This window comes from Streptomyces rishiriensis, from assembly GCF_003112535.1.
GTDB classification, from domain to species: Bacteria; Actinomycetota; Actinomycetes; order Streptomycetales; family Streptomycetaceae; genus Streptomyces; species Streptomyces rishiriensis.
Genome location: NZ_BEWA01000001.1, coordinates 63104 through 79384, shown reverse-complemented (window position 1 = coordinate 79384; position 16281 = coordinate 63104). Strand labels below are relative to the sequence as shown.

At 71.0% G+C, this 16281-nt stretch carries 12 protein-coding genes; 7 read left to right on the top strand and 5 right to left on the bottom strand.

Annotated elements, in window-relative coordinates; all coding sequences use genetic code 11:
• The first annotated feature begins 42 nt into the window (after nt 1-42).
• Complete coding sequence (locus tag Sri02f_RS00355; RefSeq protein ID WP_159106624.1) at nt 43-1515, top strand: hypothetical protein; 1473 nt, start codon at nt 43-45, stop codon at nt 1513-1515.
• A gap of 12 nt (nt 1516-1527) precedes the next feature.
• Here the strand turns inward: Sri02f_RS00355 and Sri02f_RS00350 are convergent, their stop codons facing one another.
• Nucleotides 1528-3384 (bottom strand): P-loop NTPase family protein, encoded by a 1857-nt coding sequence (locus tag Sri02f_RS00350; protein WP_108999056.1) that lies wholly within the window; start codon nt 3382-3384, stop codon nt 1528-1530.
• A gap of 518 nt (nt 3385-3902) precedes the next feature.
• Here Sri02f_RS00350 and Sri02f_RS00345 point away from each other — a divergent pair.
• A complete protein-coding gene (locus tag Sri02f_RS00345; protein WP_108999055.1) occupies nt 3903-4643 on the top strand; it encodes a hypothetical protein in 741 nt (246 codons plus the stop codon).
• A gap of 159 nt (nt 4644-4802) precedes the next feature.
• Nucleotides 4803-6065, top strand: a complete 1263-nt coding sequence (locus tag Sri02f_RS00340) for a hypothetical protein (RefSeq protein WP_159106622.1) — start codon at nt 4803-4805, stop codon at nt 6063-6065.
• A 125-nt stretch (nt 6066-6190) separates the two neighbouring features.
• Here the strand turns inward: Sri02f_RS00340 and Sri02f_RS00335 are convergent, their stop codons facing one another.
• The 3 genes from Sri02f_RS00335 to Sri02f_RS00325 all read right to left on the bottom strand — a co-directional run bounded on the left by Sri02f_RS00335 (nt 6191) and on the right by Sri02f_RS00325 (nt 10248).
• Nucleotides 6191-7219, bottom strand: coding sequence for a TniB family NTP-binding protein (locus Sri02f_RS00335; protein ID WP_108999053.1), 1029 nt, complete (start codon nt 7217-7219; stop codon nt 6191-6193).
• A gap of 75 nt (nt 7220-7294) precedes the next feature.
• Nucleotides 7295-9490 (bottom strand): TnsB C-terminal domain-containing protein, encoded by a 2196-nt coding sequence (locus Sri02f_RS00330; RefSeq protein WP_159106621.1) that lies wholly within the window; start codon nt 9488-9490, stop codon nt 7295-7297.
• A 38-nt stretch (nt 9491-9528) separates the two neighbouring features.
• A complete protein-coding gene (locus Sri02f_RS00325; RefSeq protein WP_159106620.1) occupies nt 9529-10248 on the bottom strand; it encodes a TnsA-like heteromeric transposase endonuclease subunit in 720 nt (239 codons plus the stop codon).
• Nucleotides 10249-10674: 426 nt separating this feature from the next.
• Between Sri02f_RS00325 and tap the strand changes: the two genes are divergently transcribed.
• On the top strand, nt 10675-12837 hold the full coding sequence (gene tap / locus Sri02f_RS43560; protein ID WP_108999050.1) for a telomere-associated protein Tap: 2163 nt from the start codon (nt 10675-10677) through the stop codon (nt 12835-12837).
• A gap of 44 nt (nt 12838-12881) precedes the next feature.
• On the opposite strand, the gene Sri02f_RS00315 is transcribed toward tap, so the two are convergent.
• Nucleotides 12882-13928 carry a TniQ family protein gene (locus Sri02f_RS00315; RefSeq protein ID WP_108999049.1) on the bottom strand — a complete coding sequence of 349 codons (1047 nt, stop codon included), beginning with the start codon at nt 13926-13928 and terminating at the stop codon, nt 12882-12884.
• 104 nt (nt 13929-14032) lie between these two features.
• Between Sri02f_RS00315 and tpg the strand changes: the two genes are divergently transcribed.
• The 3 genes from tpg (at nt 14033) to Sri02f_RS42405 (ending at nt 16271) form a co-directional block, all read left to right on the top strand.
• Complete coding sequence (gene tpg / locus Sri02f_RS00310) at nt 14033-14602, top strand: telomere-protecting terminal protein Tpg (protein ID WP_108999048.1); 570 nt, start codon at nt 14033-14035, stop codon at nt 14600-14602.
• A 12-nt stretch (nt 14603-14614) separates the two neighbouring features.
• Nucleotides 14615-15562 (top strand): hypothetical protein, encoded by a 948-nt coding sequence (locus tag Sri02f_RS00305; protein WP_108999047.1) that lies wholly within the window; start codon nt 14615-14617, stop codon nt 15560-15562.
• 106 nt (nt 15563-15668) lie between these two features.
• Complete coding sequence (locus Sri02f_RS42405; protein WP_245970222.1) at nt 15669-16271, top strand: helix-turn-helix domain-containing protein; 603 nt, start codon at nt 15669-15671, stop codon at nt 16269-16271.
• Nucleotides 16272-16281: the final 10 nt, after the last annotated feature.

The following is a 16281-nucleotide window of genomic DNA, read 5'->3' as shown; positions in this document are numbered from 1 at the left end:
GGAATGCCTGCCGCCGGTGCCCGCCCTCTACCATCGGCGTCCGTGTCATCTTCACGCCCTGCCGCCGGCGCCCGCGTCATCTACGCGCTGGTTGATCCCCGGGACAACACGCAGCGATACCTGGGCCAGATCCCCGTCTCCTCCCGACTGCCTCTCGCGCAGACTGTGTTGAAGAAGCAACCCTCGGCCCATGCTGCGGCCGCCTGGGTGCGCGGGCTGGAGGAATCCGGCCACACCCCAGCGGTGGAGGTCGTCCGCGACCAGGTGCCGGCCGCCGAGGTCAAACGTGTCCTGCAGGAGGAGCTGACCGAGCGCCTTGCCGCAGGAGCCCCGCTCCTGAACGAACAGGGCGCCGCCAAGGGGCGCAAGCTGCGCCAGGAACGGGTGATGGCCCAGCGCGCAGCCGACGAGACCGCCGCCTGGGCCGAGATGGCGCATGCCCTGCGCACACGCCTGGGCGGGCCCCTCCCGCCGAGTTCCGCGACGGCGATGCGGCTGCCCGAGCTGGTCAGGACTCACATCCCCTTGCTGCCCGACAGCGACCGCGATCCTCTGGCCTTCTCCGAATGCTGGAACACCCTGGAACACACCGACCGCCTCGAAGGCGCGTTGACACATGCGGTCGACGCTCTGTTCTGCGAGCTGGAGGACCTGCACAGCTACGGCGACAACGGCCCCCGTCAACAGCTGCACTACCGCATCTGCTCCATCGCACTGCGCCGACGACGAACCGACCTTGCCCGGCTGGAGCAGATGATCGGGCTCGTGCCCTGGTGCATGTATGCCGTCGCACCCTGGTATCGCATGGCCCAGGCCGGCCGCCTGGTCGACAGCCCCGCCCAGTTCATTCCGTGGCTCGGCGACACCCCGGCGGCTCGCGCGCTGCGGCTGCTGGCCGGTGAGGAACGCCAGTTGTGCCTCATGCTCGAGCACCGCCACGACGATGGGCGGGTGCGCCCGGAGACCTTCCTGCTGGCCACCGCCGCCGCCCACTGCCCCCTGGACATCCCGGCCCCGCTACAAGACCAGGTGCGCCGTCTGCTCGCGGATCTGCTGCCCGATCCGATGCTCACCCAGCCGATGGCGGATCTGCTGCTGCGGCTGGACCCGCAGGCCCTGCGCGCGCTGGGGCTGGATGTGGCCCCCGGGACGGATGAACGGCTGGGGCTGGCGGAGGGCACCACGGCACGGGTCCTGGCCGATCTCGCGGCGCACCGTGCCTTCGACAGTAACCGCCAGCTGCGGCAGGCCGCCTGGCGCGCATCGGGCAGCGCACCCACGGTCGACGTGCCCGACTTCGGCGGCTGGTCCGGCCCGAGCGTACCGACCATGCGCGTGGTATCCGCCAACCTGGTCCACGCCGGTGTCCTGGCTGCGCCCGAGGGGCGATCGGCCGCCGAGTACGTCACCGGCGTCCAGCGCCTGCTTGCTCCCAACTACGACACTCACGCCGCGCGACGGCTGACCAGCGAGCCGACCGACGGGCACGGAGACCCGGTCGGCCGGCCGCACTGACTCGTACGCCGGTCAGGCCGCCTCGGCCTCGAGCTGGGCGGGGATGTAGCGGTTGCTGCGGTCCAGGTGGATCTCACGCACCCCGGCCAGTGGGCGGGTCAGGGGGTCGTTGACCGCGGCGATGATCTGCATCGGGGTACCGTCCGCATCGCCGTCGGCGGCCGCGTCGGCGAGCTGCTCCAGGAGCCGCTGGGCCATCTGCCCGTCCAGCCCTTGTCCGCCCAGGCCGCTGAGCGGCGAGTCGACCATGAAGAACAGCGGGAGCAGCACTGTCGGCACCGCACGTGCCACATCGCGCAGGGCCAGCATGGCGCAGAGGTTGGCCAGGGTCTGTGGGCCGCCGGCTACCGCCTGGTCGTCGAAGGCTAGCCCGTCCACATGGGGCAAGAACGTCTCCGGATCGATGTGGGCATGGCGCACATCGGGGTTGACTGCCCTGAGCCGGGTGAGGAAGTGGCGTGACCACTGCTCCACCAGCTGCTTCAGCTCGGTGGCGAGCTTCTTCTCCGTCTCTTTCCACACTTCGTGAGCCTGATCCTTCTCCTCCAGTAGCCGGTCCCGTTCGGCCTCGAGAGCCGCCAGGACTCCGACCTCCTTGATGCGTTCCTGGAGTTGTTCCAGGCGCCCGGCGAGGTGTGCGGCCTCCTTCTCGTAAGTCAGGGCGGCTGCCCGGCAGGGGTCCAGGGTCGAACGCGTGAAGTCACCGATCGCCTGCTCGGCCGCCCGCACCGTCTCCCGGGCGGCGTCTTCCGTCTCTTGCGCCCCGGCCAGCTCGCCTTCCAACCGCGCGCAGGCCTGCCGTGCCGAGGCGAGTGCCTTTTCCGCCTCCGCGAGAAGGGCGGACCGGTCCGCCAGGCGCTGCGCATACAGCTGGTCCTGCTGTTTACACACCCGGCAGTGGTCCTCAGGCAGGCCATCGACCTGTAGTGCCTGAGAGCAGTGCGGGCAGTGCTGGGGCACGGACGCCTGCTGCCGTAGTCCCTCCAGGCGGCCTTCCAGACGGCCCTCTTGACGCTGGGCCTGCCGCATTCGCTCTTCCACCGAGCCGGTGTGACGGCGCGCCGACTGCTGTGCCGCCCTGGCCTGCTGGCGCTGCCGGTCCAGCTCGGCCACATGACGCTGATGCCTGCTCAGCTCCTCTTGGGCATGCTGCGCCCGCTCGGCAGCGGCAGCGTGCTCCTGCTTCCACAGCTGCTCGGTCGCCTCCAAGTCCATCGGGCCGGGCAGCCCGGCCGCCTGGCGCGCCGCGCGCATGGCCGCGGCCGCAGCCTTCGCCTGTGCATGCGCCGCCTTGGCCTCCTGGAACCGCTGCTGGAGGGCGTCGATGTGCTCGTCGTGCAGGCCCAGCAGCACCCGCCCCGTCAGCCGACGCACCGCGTCGCTTCCTCCGCCCAGGTAGGCGGTGGCAATGGTGGACTGCCGCAGCGCCAGCCACCGCTCCACCTCGGCCAGCCCGACCCGGCCCTGGCCGCTGCCCAGGAGCGGGATCCCCAGCAGCTCCATGACGAACTCGCTGGCACTCTGCTCGCCACCGCGCCCGCGGACGACCGGTCGGCGCACCTCGCCGAGTGTCGGATCGCTGAGATTCTCGAAACACACATAGCCGCCGCGGTGCACAGCCGGCCGTGTCGCCTGCCACCGTGTGTCACCGACCCGGAAGACCAGACGGACCTGGGTACACGACCGCACCGCGTGCATGATCTTCCCGCTGTTCAGCCCCAGGGGATACAGCAGCGACTCAAACCCCGTCGACTTCCCGGACCCGGAACACCCCACGAACAAGGTCACCGCGCTGGTGAAAACCTGACCCACCCAGGAGCCTTGGACCTGGAATTCGTGCCGCTCGATTCTGAAAGACCGCCGACGCACCGCGCATACTCCCTCCGCCCGGCCCGCATGGCCGAGTGCGCTGTCGCCAACGAAGGGCCCGCCCCGCATGTGACGGGTGCCGCCGTATCTCATCCGCACGGATGATCAGCAACCCCGCATCCTCGGAAGACCTTCCGTCCGGGCCTGCGCCGCCCCCTTGGCGGAACAGACCACTGCCACAACACCGCTGTCGACGCATGGCCTTGAAGCACCCGCGGCGGCAGACGTCCCACCGGTGGTGACGAAGGGTGCCTGAGATGTCAACCCGCCATCGTGGCGCAGAGTTGACGCGACGTCACCCCCACGCAGACGCAGTCCGGGCCGCTGACCCAAGGGGATCCCGTGGGGGCAGGGCGCCATAGGCCCGCCCACCGGATCGCGTAAATGCTCGCCCATCACACGAAGTAGCGATAAGACCGTCACATCCACTGCTCTTCGTCTCATCGGTCGTTGCCCTGGGGGAGGGAGAGCACCGGTCACACGGGCTGGTGATCTTTACGACGAAGCAGGGGGCACCCATGGGGCGTACCAAGAAGAACAAGCCGCGCCACAAGCTGCGCGGGCTGCACGACACCAGCCAGCGCCAAAGCGCCAAGGCCCGCGCGGCGCAGATCGCCTGGACACCGCTGAAGCAGGCATGCGGCTGCGTAATCGACTGGGGATGGAGCAGTCAGACCGCCGACCCGATGACATTCAGCAACTGGTGCGTCAGCCGCCCGATCGTGCCCTGCCCCTGGCACACCACCCCCGTGGCCGGAGTACCGGGACCTGATCTGCCCGACGAAATCACCGTGCAGCCACACGGCACCAGCGTCCTGCTGCACGCCCGCAAGGCTGCTGCCGACCGCCACGAGCTCGGCGGCGAACTCACCTTCCGTCTGGCCCACTTGATGGAGACCGTCAGCCGGGGACAAACCGCAGTTCTGGACGACGCACCGGCCGGCTTTCGTAGCTGGCTGATCGCCAACACCGCTGACCCCGTCCAGGCCTGGCTTGAGCATGAGCTGTGCGAGATCATCCTCAACCAGGGCCGCTCCGCCCTGCCGCGTGAACTCCTCGAGCACCTGCCTGAACAGCTCCGGACCGCTTCCCTCGAGAACTCCCAGCCGCAGAGCGTGGCCTGCAGCATCTGCTCCTTCTCCGCCGCCAGTGGCGGCATCCTGTGCACCTGCGGACACGACTGGTCGTGCCACCCCACCAACGCAGAGCGGGACGAGCCGTGCTCGCACTGCCCCTGCAGCGACATGCAGGACGCCTGAGTCCTCCACGCCTGCAAAAGGACCATGCCCGTGAACTCCCCTGCCCTGCCTTCCTCCCGCCCTTCGGCTCCCCACGCCGTCGTATCCCGCGCGGTGTCCGTGTGGGAGCTCCTCCACGAGGCCCTGCACACGGCTGCCCACCGGTGCGAGGGCGGCACGATGACCTACACGTCCGGCCTGCTGGGTGTCCCCGTGGCACGCGCCAGCCTTCTCGCCCTCGCCGACCAGCTGGCTTCCTCCCACAGCGGCCTGGAAGGCAGGATCCTGCGCCTGGAAGGCCACGACGAAGAAGGAACTGTCCTGGTCGAGAACGACCGCCGGGGCCGGCGCTTGCGGCTGAGCCACGGCTACTGGCCCGGTGTGCGCCGGCTGTGCCAGCAGACCGGATGCCGCCATGAACTCGCCCGGTACCGAACTCTGTGCGACACGCACATGAAGGCTGCTGGCCCATCGGCGGTGCGGGAACAGACCACCCTGGTCGCCGAGGAACTCCGCATGGACCGTGAGGCTGCAGACTTCAACGCCAGTGAGGCGATGCGGCAATTGATGGAGGCCGCACTTGCCGTGGGCATCCCGGCAGCAGGGCACGCCCGCTACTTTGCCGAGCGGCTCCACCTGGCCGACGCCGAAACCGCGGAGGACTGGGAATACGACGAGCACGAGCACGAGATCCGGCAGGACGAAGTGCGGCTCCTGCTCTGCATCGGGACCCAGCTCCAGAGGGAGCAGACGCCGGTGGACCGCGGCGCCGCCCGACCGATCGGTCCTGCTGATCCTCGGCAGCTTCCAGGCTCCCCGGACCACTTGACGCTGGACTTCTCGTGCACCACGGGCGGCATGCCGCTCGGCCGGGTCGATGACGACATCCAGTACTGGCAGGTGGGCGTGCACCACCGCGTGCCGGACACCGCCCGCCGAACTGGGGAGCGCGACCGGGGACAGGTCGGCCAACTGGCCTTGCTGAGGGTTGGCTGGGGGCAGGACACCCACCTGCTGGACGGCACGGATGCAGGGTTCAATACGGGTCTGACCGCAAGGGCCGCCTACGATGCTGTCGACGATCCAAGCAGTGCGATCCACCAGCTGGGCTTGCGTGCGGAGGGTGACCTGCTGCTCCTGCTCACCGTGGAACTGGACCCGGCGTGGCGGGGTTTCGGGCTCGGTGCATTCCTGGCCCGCCAGGCCCTTCACGTTCTGGGCCGCGGATGCCGGGTGGTCGCCACCACTTGCGTCGAGGACGCCGATTCGCCCACTGGTCGTCTGATGCTGGCTGCGGGGTTTCGTCCCGTCAGCCCGTTGCTGGCCGTGCTCGACCCGTCCAGCAGTGGTCAGACTGTGCAGGAGCGGCTCCTGCACAGGCACCACCTCGACCGGCTCGTCACCCTGCGAGACCCGGACCGCGACGCTGAGCCGCCCCTCTGACCGCTGGCCGCTGGCCAGGGCCGGTCTTCGTGCTCTGGCCAGCGGGTTCGGCTGGCACGCGGCAGAGCGGACCCGCCTGTCCTTGCTGGCGGGCAGTGGCGTGAGCCGCGTGATGCAGTGTCTGGTCACCACTGCTTCAGCGGGTGGTCGTCGAAGCGGCCCACCAGCTGACCATCGAGCAGTTCCTCGGTGATGGCCTCGATGCCGGTCTCGATGGCCTCCTGCGCGGCCTGGCAGACGAGGTAGGACAGCGGCTTCATGTAGCCGCCGGTGCGGCGGTGCAGGTGGGCGGCGAGCTTGAGCAGGTCGCCGGGGCGGTGCTGGTGCAGGCACAGGCCCTCATCGAGGGCCTTGACGACCTGGTGGAACAGTTCGTAGTCGTCAGCGCTGTAGGGGATCGGATTGACCGCCAGCGTGGGGATGCCGCCTGCGCCGCCGTCGGATGGTCCAGGCCGCCTGCCGCGCCGGGCCTCGTTGACGATCTCCTGGGAGCCGACCCCGCAGTAGACGAAGGACACGTTGCATTCCGCGGCGAGATAGCCGAAGTAGTCGAAGGCCGTTTTCAGTTCGCAGTTGTCCAGCCGGTCGATGCCGTCGACGAGGACCAGCCGGGTGCCGCGGGTCTTCATAACGTGGCACACGGGTCCGGTCATGTCGGTGCTGCGCTGGCTGCTCTCGGGGTCCTTGGTGTGCTTGTGGCCCAAGAACTCGGCGAACGGGATCGACATGTCCAGCTTGCTGCCCGGTGCCAGGGGCGTGTTGATGTGGACCACCGGGATCCGCTTGGGGTCGGCAGGCAGCCGCTCCCGCACGATTTTCTCGTAGGCCCGGCCGATCTGCCGCAGCACCGTGGTCATCCCGGTCTCACCCGGCCCGTCCACGGCCAGGTGCAGCGGCCCCTCGCTGCGCGGGCCGCCCACCAGCCACAGCCGCCGTGCGACGGCGACCGCCTTCTTCAGCGCCGGAGTCTGCAGGGTGCCCATCGTGGCGTGGTACACCAGCCGCGGATCATCCAGCGGGACGGGGCTGTCGGTGAGCGGGCAGGCCGCCAGGTCGGGCGGTTCGATGACGCGGTCCAGTTGGGCCTGCCAGCCCGTACGGGTCGTCAGGGGCACAAACCGGTCGGCGGTGTCAGGGGTTTCGGGCACAGACATGGCAAGCGTCCTCGGGGAAGCCGGCGGTGGCCCGGGACACTCGCGACGGCCACCACCAGCAGACGGGAATGAGAGCTAGGACTGTCCGGCGGATGCGCCGCCGTGACTGCCGGTATCGCCCGGCAGTGATGTGCTCGACGGGCCGCCCGGCAGAGCCAGGCGGGTAGCCGGCGCAGCCAGCGGACGCGGGCCGGCATCCAGGACGGGCAGGCTGGCCACGCTGTCAAAGGCGGGGGCGGGGATGCCGCGGTAGGGGTCCTGCACCGGGGCCGGGCCGACCTGCATGCCACGGTCGACGGGAGCCGGATGCGGTGAGGCGGTGCGGGAGGGGCCGCGGCCGGCGCGCTCCAGCAGGGAGCGCACCAGCCGGGCGATAGCGGTCTCGTCGCGGGTGGTGCCGCCCTTGTCGAGGTGGGCGGCGGTGGCCTGGTCCCAGACGTGCTCGCTCCAGGCGTCGCCGATCAGCCGCTGGTAGACGAAGTCCGCCTGCGCCCAGGTGTTGTTGCGGTGGTCCTCAAGCCAGACCTTCTCCGGCTGGTGGGGGTGGTAGCGCACCGGCCACCGCTGGCCCTTGCCCGGCCACCCGGAACGGGCGTTGCGGTAGCCGTTCAGGGCGCGGCTGTCGTAGGTGCGGTTGTTGAGGCGGATGCCCTTGTCGGTGACCTGAACCCAGGCGGTGGGCAGCAGCCGCAGCCGGTCCTCGGCGCTCAGGCGCACAGGAACGTAGCCGCTGCTGGCGACGTGGGCGCCGAACACCTGGTTGGGAGTGCGCGGCGGCATGGATGGCAGGAAAGGGTTGCGCAGTTCGCTGTGCGGGCGCTGCTGCCAGCCCAGAGCGATCCACTGCTGCAGGAAGTCGTTAATCTGGTCGATGCGCCACAGCCGCTCACCCGCGACGTGCTTGCCGCGGTGGGTGAGGTCCTTGCCGGTGTATCCGGGAAAGAACTGGCTGAAGAGGCTTTTGACCGAGCCGAACGTCCGCTCGATGATCGCCTTGTGGGTGGGGGAGTTGGCGCAGGCCGGGCGCACGGAGATGCCGAGCTGGGCGCAGGCGTCCATGAAGGCCCGCCCGGCGAACACCTTGCCGTTGTCCATGACGATCATTTCCGGGATGATTACCGGCCGGGCGGCGGCGCCCTTCATCCGCTCGTCGGCCTCCACCAGCTGGGCGTAGGGCAGATCGGAGGCTTTCGCGGCAGCCTTGAGAGACCAGTGCGGGCGCATCTGCTGCGGGGTGCACATCTCGGCCAGCAGCACCAGGGCATCCACCGCCTTGGTGGCCCTCCCGCCGTGACGGCGGGAGGTGGAACTGGTCTTGGTGCCGCTGGACTTGGGCCGCACGACCGCGGCCAGGACCGACCGGCTGACCACGTCGATGGCCGCGGTCAACTCCAGGGAGACCACGCATCCGCTCTCGTCCAGGCCCAGCATGTCCAGCGAGGTGGTGTCGATCTGCACCTGCTCGCCCGGCGCGGTGGCCATGGCCAGCGTGAACGGCGGCCCGGGGCGGTAGCTGCCGTCGCCGCGCCGGGCGGCGGCCTGCTTTCCGCAGACGATCCCCAGCCGGTCCAGCAGCCGGTAGAACGTCGCCCGCGACGGCATCAGCTGCTCTGCTCGTTTCTTGAACTTCCTCACACACGCCCTCCTGAGAAGTTCGAACAGCCGTGACCTGGTCCCGACGGACCGCTTCTCCTGCCGCTTGTGGATCTTCCACAGCAGCGTGACGACCTGCTCGTCGACACGGCCGTGCCGGCTGGGCCCGCGCACCCGCCGTTTGTCGACGAGCCCCCACACGCCCTGCTCCAGCCAGGCCAGCCGCTTGCGTTCCACCGTGCCTGCCGACACTTGGTGATGCGCCGCGCGCAGTTCAGCGGCCTTGGTCTCGTAGCGCTTGCGCAAGGTGGTGTGCCCGGGGTCGTAGCAGGGGCGCGGCGCACTGCCCGGTGCTGCGAATCCGGGAAGTCCCGTGTGCACTTCCAGCACATGGTCGAGCCAGAAGCCGACCTCTCGGCGGGCTTGGTCCGCCAGCCCGTCCAACAGCTCCGCACCGCCCAGAGACCGGCGTGCGGCCACCAGCGGCTCGGCGGGAACGTCGTCGTCGACTTCCGTGTCCGGCCCGTCCAGCACACGGAAGCCGGGGGAGCGGTGCAGCGCGTCCAGCAGCACGACGGCGTCCTCGCCGTCGGCTTGCCGGCTGAGCAGGTGCACACTGCTGCCCTGCAGCGCCGCCACCAGGTACGTCTCGCCGCACCAGCGCACGGCGCTGCCCACTCTCACGACGCCAGGCCTGGCCGGCGCACGCACCGCCATCACCGCACCCCTTGCAAGGACCACACCAGGGAACGGGCGGGCACGAAGGGGGTGCTCCAGTCGATGAGGAGCTCACGCATCCACACCAGGTGCAATGCCCGGGCCACCGTGGCTAGTTCGGGCAGAGCGCTTGCCTTCACCCCGTCGGCGAACGGGCGGGGCCGGGCGAACACCTGGTGCAGGACGCGCGCGGTGTCCGTATCCGCCAGCCGCGCATGCCGGTAGCGGGACAGACGCCGCCGATTCGAGGCCGCGGCCGTGTCATCCCCGCCGGGATGCACCCGCACCTCCCAGCCGGCCTGCTCGCCGGCCGCCTCCAGAAGCCTCGAGGTCTCCTCCCACCCGCTCGTCGCCCGTTCCGGCGGCCGGCACACCACCAGCCTCGCCCGCCCGTCGGCCAGCCGGGCGAAGAAGTCCGGCACGAATCCCTGCGTGCTGCCCGCCCAGGCCAGTCGCACCGGCCAGCCCGTGAACGACACCACCTGCGGATCGAACTCCAGGCCCACAGCCGCCTCCAGGGCACCGAGACTGACGCAGCCCGCGTGCCGGGCCTGCGCCGCAGGCCGCCACCAGGTGGCGATCGCCTGCCGTCCCCGGTACCGGTGGGGTCTCCACACCTCGGCCCGCTCCTCCAGCCGCTCCTGACGGACCTGGTGCACGGGTTTCTCGAGCAGCCGCCCCGCGGGGGACAGGAACTGTGCCCAGACCACCTCAGTCACGACAACACCTTCCACACGGCGAAAAGCACGGATATCGCCTGTGTGATCGATCGGGCGACGTCGATCACCGTGGCCGCTCGGTGACCGCGAAGAAAGCCATCCGGATCGAACGCACTCGAACGAGCGAGCGCGCGCCGCACCCCGCGCGCCGTTCGATCGCACGGGCGAACGGCCCGTCGTGCCAGGTGAACCCGCCCGGCAGAGGCCGGGAAGGGGGCGCAGGACAACACGCGGCGCGCGCATCGCTCGAACGGAGCAGATTTCCCGCCCGGTCCCGCGCCATCTCCGCAGGTCGACAGCCAGCGAAACGTTCATGCGACTGACGCATGAGATTTGCGACTCCTGCATGCTGCGCTGCCAAGCGCACCTGCCGACCAGCAGCGCGCATCCGAGAGATCAAGCACCAGCGGGGGAGCAGACCCAATCGTGGACGCACTGTTCGACGTCGACCCCATCCCAGAGCCCGGGCCCACGCCCGACGGCCTTCCCATGCCGGCGCAACAGCGCAGGCTGCGCCGCGAGTGCGGACTCTCCCTGCACCAGGTCGCCGACGCCTGCGACGTGAGCGAGGACACCGTCCACTCCTGGGAACAGGGCAGCACCACCCCACGCGGCGACACCGCAGCCGTCTACCGCAACCTGCTGACCGCCCTGCACGCCCGGCAGGAAGGCGCCGCCGCACCACCGCAGCCCTCACCCGCCCAGACCCCCGACTGGGCCGCACTGGGCGCCCTCCGGCACGAGATCCCCACCTTGGCGCCGGCTCCCGCAGCATGCCGCCGCTGCCAGCAGGCCACCCAGCACCGCGTCGGAGGCCACCCCCAGCACCTGGGCACACGCTGCCCCGCGCCCGACCCCGACCCCGCACCGGCCCAACCGGCCCCGCCTCGGCCCCGGACCGCCCCCGCGCAGCCTCCTGCGGCCGCCCCTGCCCCGCCCGTGCAGCGCACACCCAACGGCCCCACGGCACGCTTGGCCTATCCGCCGATCAGAGCCCGGGGCATGTCCGACGGCCCTCTCGCCGTCCTCGAGGCCGGGGCCTCGGGCCTGATCGCCCACCTTGCTGACGGCCGCACCCGGTCCTGCCCCGCCGACGACCTGCGCGGGCTGCTGGCCTGGGCCGTGAACACACCGCTCGGCGCAGCCCCCGTCCGCTCCGAAGCCCTCCCGCCCGGACCGCTGCTGGTCCTCACGCCCACCGCCCGCGCCCGTCTGGCGCTGCCCGCCGACCTGCCCGACCTGCCCGGCCGGCATCCGCGCAGCGACCACCCCCTGCAGCAGCAGGCCCGCGTCATCGGCTGGCAGACCGACGCAGACGGCCTCGGCCCCTGGACGCGGCTGCACCCCAGCACCGGTGATCCCGCCTGCGACCGCATCCACCTCGCCGTCACCGACTGGGGCGCCCTGCACCACGACGCCTGGAACCTCCCTGAACACCTCACTCCCAGCGAACTCGCCGCACTCCTCGGCCAGTACACCTCGCTCGTGACCACTCCGCTGGGCACCCCGGGCGCCTGCGGCCACCAGCTCATGCGTGACCTGCGCCCGCCCGCACACCGCCACACCACCACCGGCGCCGTACTGACCACCGGGGTGCGCGGAGCCCTGACACTGCCCGTCGACCCTGCCCCCTGCGAAGCCCCACCCGGCCACCAACTCGCCCGCCACCGCGCCGAACAAGACGCCCTCGCCGACGCCGACATCGACTGGTGGAGGCCGCCTGCCCCCGACGAAGCCGACCGCGCACACGTGGTGTGCCTGGCCGTGAACCTGCTCCACCTCGCCGGCAGCAACGAGATCCAGGTCGCCGACGGGCCGGCCCGCCACGTCCACCACCCGCCCTTCGACCCCAAGCAGCCGGGCAGCTGGCTCGTCGACCTCTCCGCCGTCCCCCAGCACCCCCGGCTCCCCCCGGCCTTTGCCGGCACCGGCCTCGCCTGGCACACCACACCAGCCGTCGCCTACGCCGCGCTGCGCGGAGCACAGCCCAAGCCCGTCCAGGGCTGGCTGCGCCCCGGCCCCAAAGGCCCCTACCTGAACCCCTGGTACCAGCACCTGCGCCTGGCCCGCCTGGCCGTCCTCGAACGCCTCGGCATCACCGCCACCCAGGAAACCCCCGACCTGCTCACCGCCCTCGCCTCCCTGCCCCACGCCGACCCCCTGCAGCAGGCACTGCTGCACGCCCTGCACACCACCGTCCAGGACGCCTTCGCCGCCCTGGAGCAGCCGCCCACCCAACCCGACCAGGCCGCTCTGGCCGCCTGGCCCACCCCCCAAGAGCCCACCTGGCGCCCCGACCTGCGCGCCGCAGTCATCGCCAACGCCCGCGCCAATCTCCACCGCAAGCTCGCCCGCACCGCCCGCGGCGGCTACCACCCCCTCGCGGTCTCCGGCGACCACATCGTGTACGCAACCCGCACCCCGCACCTGACCGAGATCACCGGCACTGCCTACAGCGACTTCAGGATCGGCATCTCACCCGGCCACGTCCGGCCCGTCGCGGTACGCCCCCTGCACTGGTACACCGCTCAATGCGCCCAGGGCACGAACCCTGCCCAACTGCTGAAGGACACCTGCCCGTCATGGTGAGCACCCAGCCCGCTCGCGCCACACCCCGGCCCACCGGCACCCCCTCACTCCAGGGCCGTCACGGATCGGCCCAGCCGCCAACCAAGACACGACGCCTCCTCAAGCGCCCCCCGTTCCAGCAACCCGTGATGCGGTTCCATCACCGGCAGATGCCCCAACCGGTAGCCGGGCGGCGGCGCCGACCGGGCCAGCCGGGCCACCACCGGCGCGGTGACGCGATGCTGCAGCGTCCACTCCCGCAGCATCCGGTAACCGCCGCGCTCCATAGGGCCGGCCATCCCCAGCCGCTCGCCCACGAAGGTAATCCAGCGAGGCGAGATCCAGCCTGGTGCACCGTTGTCGAACTCCCGCCCCCAGTGCCGCTGCCGCTCGTACACGGCCATGGCCTCGGCGACGATGACGGCTTCCGGGTAGACGACCAGCGGCACCGCCCACCGCTGCCGCCCCGTGCCCAGCACCGCTTCCCGACCGGCCCATACCGTTTCCGAGCCCATCTGACGGCCCTGCCACCAGGCCGAAGCCACCTGCAACGCGTCGGCCAGCAGAGCCCGCGCATACGGTCCCACCCGCTGCTGGAGCCTCACACGCCGCCGATGCGCCTGGACCACCTCCTCCAGCCCGGCCAGCAGAACCCGCGCGGGACCGCCGTCGGCAGCGCTGCGCAGCCAACAGCCGTGGCGCACACACACCTGCCACGGCTCGCCGCCGGCCACCACCACCGGTGCCACGAGGTCGTCATGCCGGGCCAGGCACCCCACGCACGGTCCAAGCGGCGTCCACTGACCGGGCCACGGCAGCACCCGAACCGGCTGCCCGCGACCGGTACCGGCGGCCAGCGTCGGCAGGGCACGCAACAGCTCCTGCGGCGTCCGCCAGGCCATCACCGCCAGCCGCGCGACCGCCTGTTCACTGAGAAACACCTCCTGCGCCCACGGATCCAGCTCCTGAGGCGGCCTGCGTGCTCCCGCCTCCCGCAGCACCTCCCCGGCAGGCAGCCCGTTGAGCAGGGCCAGCCTCCGGACAAAGGACGCCGCCGCCTCGCCCGGCACCGGCTCCAGCCCCACCGGCTTCGGCACCGCTTCCTCGTCCACGCCCGCCCCTCCCGCCTACCTGGCCCGGGCTCCGCCCCAGCACCTCACCGCGGACAACGATCAGCCCACACACCGGTAACACCTGGCAGGAGACCACCCACGCCATGCCGCCGCCGAACACCTCCGTCGCCCACGCGCTCGACCTCGCCGACGCCCGGCACTGGACAAGCCAACCCCCCAAACGTCCCGCCGCCCGCCTGCGCCACCTGCTGCGCCACCACAGCCCCGCCGTCCTGGCCCCGAGACTGTTCGCCTACCCCGACGCCCTGACCCGGTGGACCGACGGAGACACCAGCGACCTCACATCCGCCCACGCCACCCTCATCGAGCGCGAGATCCACCGCATCTGGCAATCGGACGTCCGCCGCGCTGCGCACCAGCAGATCCTCGACCGCGGCGGCTGCGTCACCGCCCAGCTCCACGCCCGCTTCGCCTACACCACTCTCAGCGGCGAATTCCACGACCCCCGCCTGCTCCGCGTGACCGAGGACCTCCCCGCCCTGCACGCCCGCCATCTCTTCTCCGCCCGCCATCACGACGCCCCCGAAGACGAACTGCGGCGCATCCTCGCCGACGGCATCGGCGAGGCCTACTTCTTCCGTGCCCTGCCCGCCGACCAGCAGCAGGCCGCCGTCGCCATCAGCGACCTGCACCTCATCCAGTTCCATTACTGACCCAGGAGCCCCATGACCGTCATCTACGCCTTCAAGGACAGCAGCGGCCACTGGCACGGCGACCCCGATGCCCCCCTGTACGACCCCGCCGACGAGTCCGGCCGCGGAACCCTCACCTACCAGCCCGTGCCCGGCACCCCCGAAGCGGCAAACCCTTTCGCCGGCCAGCGGCTCACCGTCCTGTACGGCGTCACCGACCTGGACACCGGCCCCGTCACCTACCAACTCGACACCGGAGGACGGTTCCTGGCCACCTGGCACGTCCACACCCTCCTCGCCTCCCCGATGGGCGCCGCCCCCCTGCCCGCGCCGCCCGACCCCGTACCAACACCCTGCCTGGAGTCCGCCTTCACCGAGAACGGCCGCCGCTACGTCCTGACCGGCACCCGCTGCGACAACGGACAGCTCACCCTGGAACTCACCATCAGCAGCGAGCGCGGAGACATCCAAGGAGAACTCTGCGGCGCGGTCACCGCAGACGCCCTCGCACCCCTGGCCCGCCTCCTGGACGCCTCCTCCCGCACCCTCACCAACCCCGCCCCCGTCCCGCCGCCCCGCCAGGACTCCACCTGGGCACCCGCAGCCAGCGCCCGGCTCGCCACCCGGTTCCGCCAGAGTCGCGACTTCGCCGTCCTCGCTGCGGAGTTCGGCTGCTCCCGCGGCGCCGTCTACGAAGAACTCAAACGCCAGGGACTGCTCCGCGCGCCGGGATCCGATCCCGCCCCCACCAGCCGGCCCCTCTCCGACGTCATGCAGCAACGCCGGCAGGTCCACCGCAACTCCCACGCCCGCTGGAGCGACGAAGACGACCGGCAGCTCGCCCAGCGCTGCGCCGACGGAGTACTCGCCCCCGCACTCGGCGAAGAGTTCGGCCGCAGTGAACAGGCCATCGAATCAAGGCTGCTGAAGATCGGGGCAGTAGGCCCCGCCGCAGACGAAGCCCGCCTCAACGCTCTTTGAGGCCACCACGATGTACAAGCCTGATCAGATAACTGATCAGGCTTGCAAACAGAGATGTGTGCGGCTACCGTCCTCTCCAGCACCACACGCCACCGAGGAGACGGACATGGCCGTACTGCTGACCACAGGACAGGCCGCCACCGAACTCGGCTGCGCCATCACCACCCTGCGCCGCCTCATCCGCGCCGACGTCCTGCCCGGCCTCTCCTACCGCGGCGTCCGCGTCATGATCCCTCTCGACGTCGTCCAGGCACTCCACCAGCGCCCGCCCGCCCCGCTGCACCGCCTCAGCGCCCGCGAGATCGCCGTCCTGCGCGTCGACGCAGCCCGCCGCGTCGACGAGACCGACCGCACATGGATCGGCTACGCCCCCCACCTCGGCCCCAGCCACCTCCTCAAAAGCCTGCGCGGCTGGTGGCGCTGCGACCCCACCAGCATCGCCACCGCAGGCCTGCTCCCCATCACCCTGTCCGGCTACGTAGTCGCCGTCCTCACCGGCCTGGACACCTGGCAGCGCAACGACCAAGGCCGCTACGCCTTCCCCGACGCCCGCCTGGCCGGATACGTCACCGACCTCGCCGCCCCCACCACGGAACTGCCCTCCACCCGACAAGACGACCGCACCCTCGCCGCCCTGCTCCTCGGCACCCGCCTGGAATCCCACTCCGGCGGCACGATCGCCTACGTCACCCCCCACCCCGCCAGCTGACCGAGCGCCC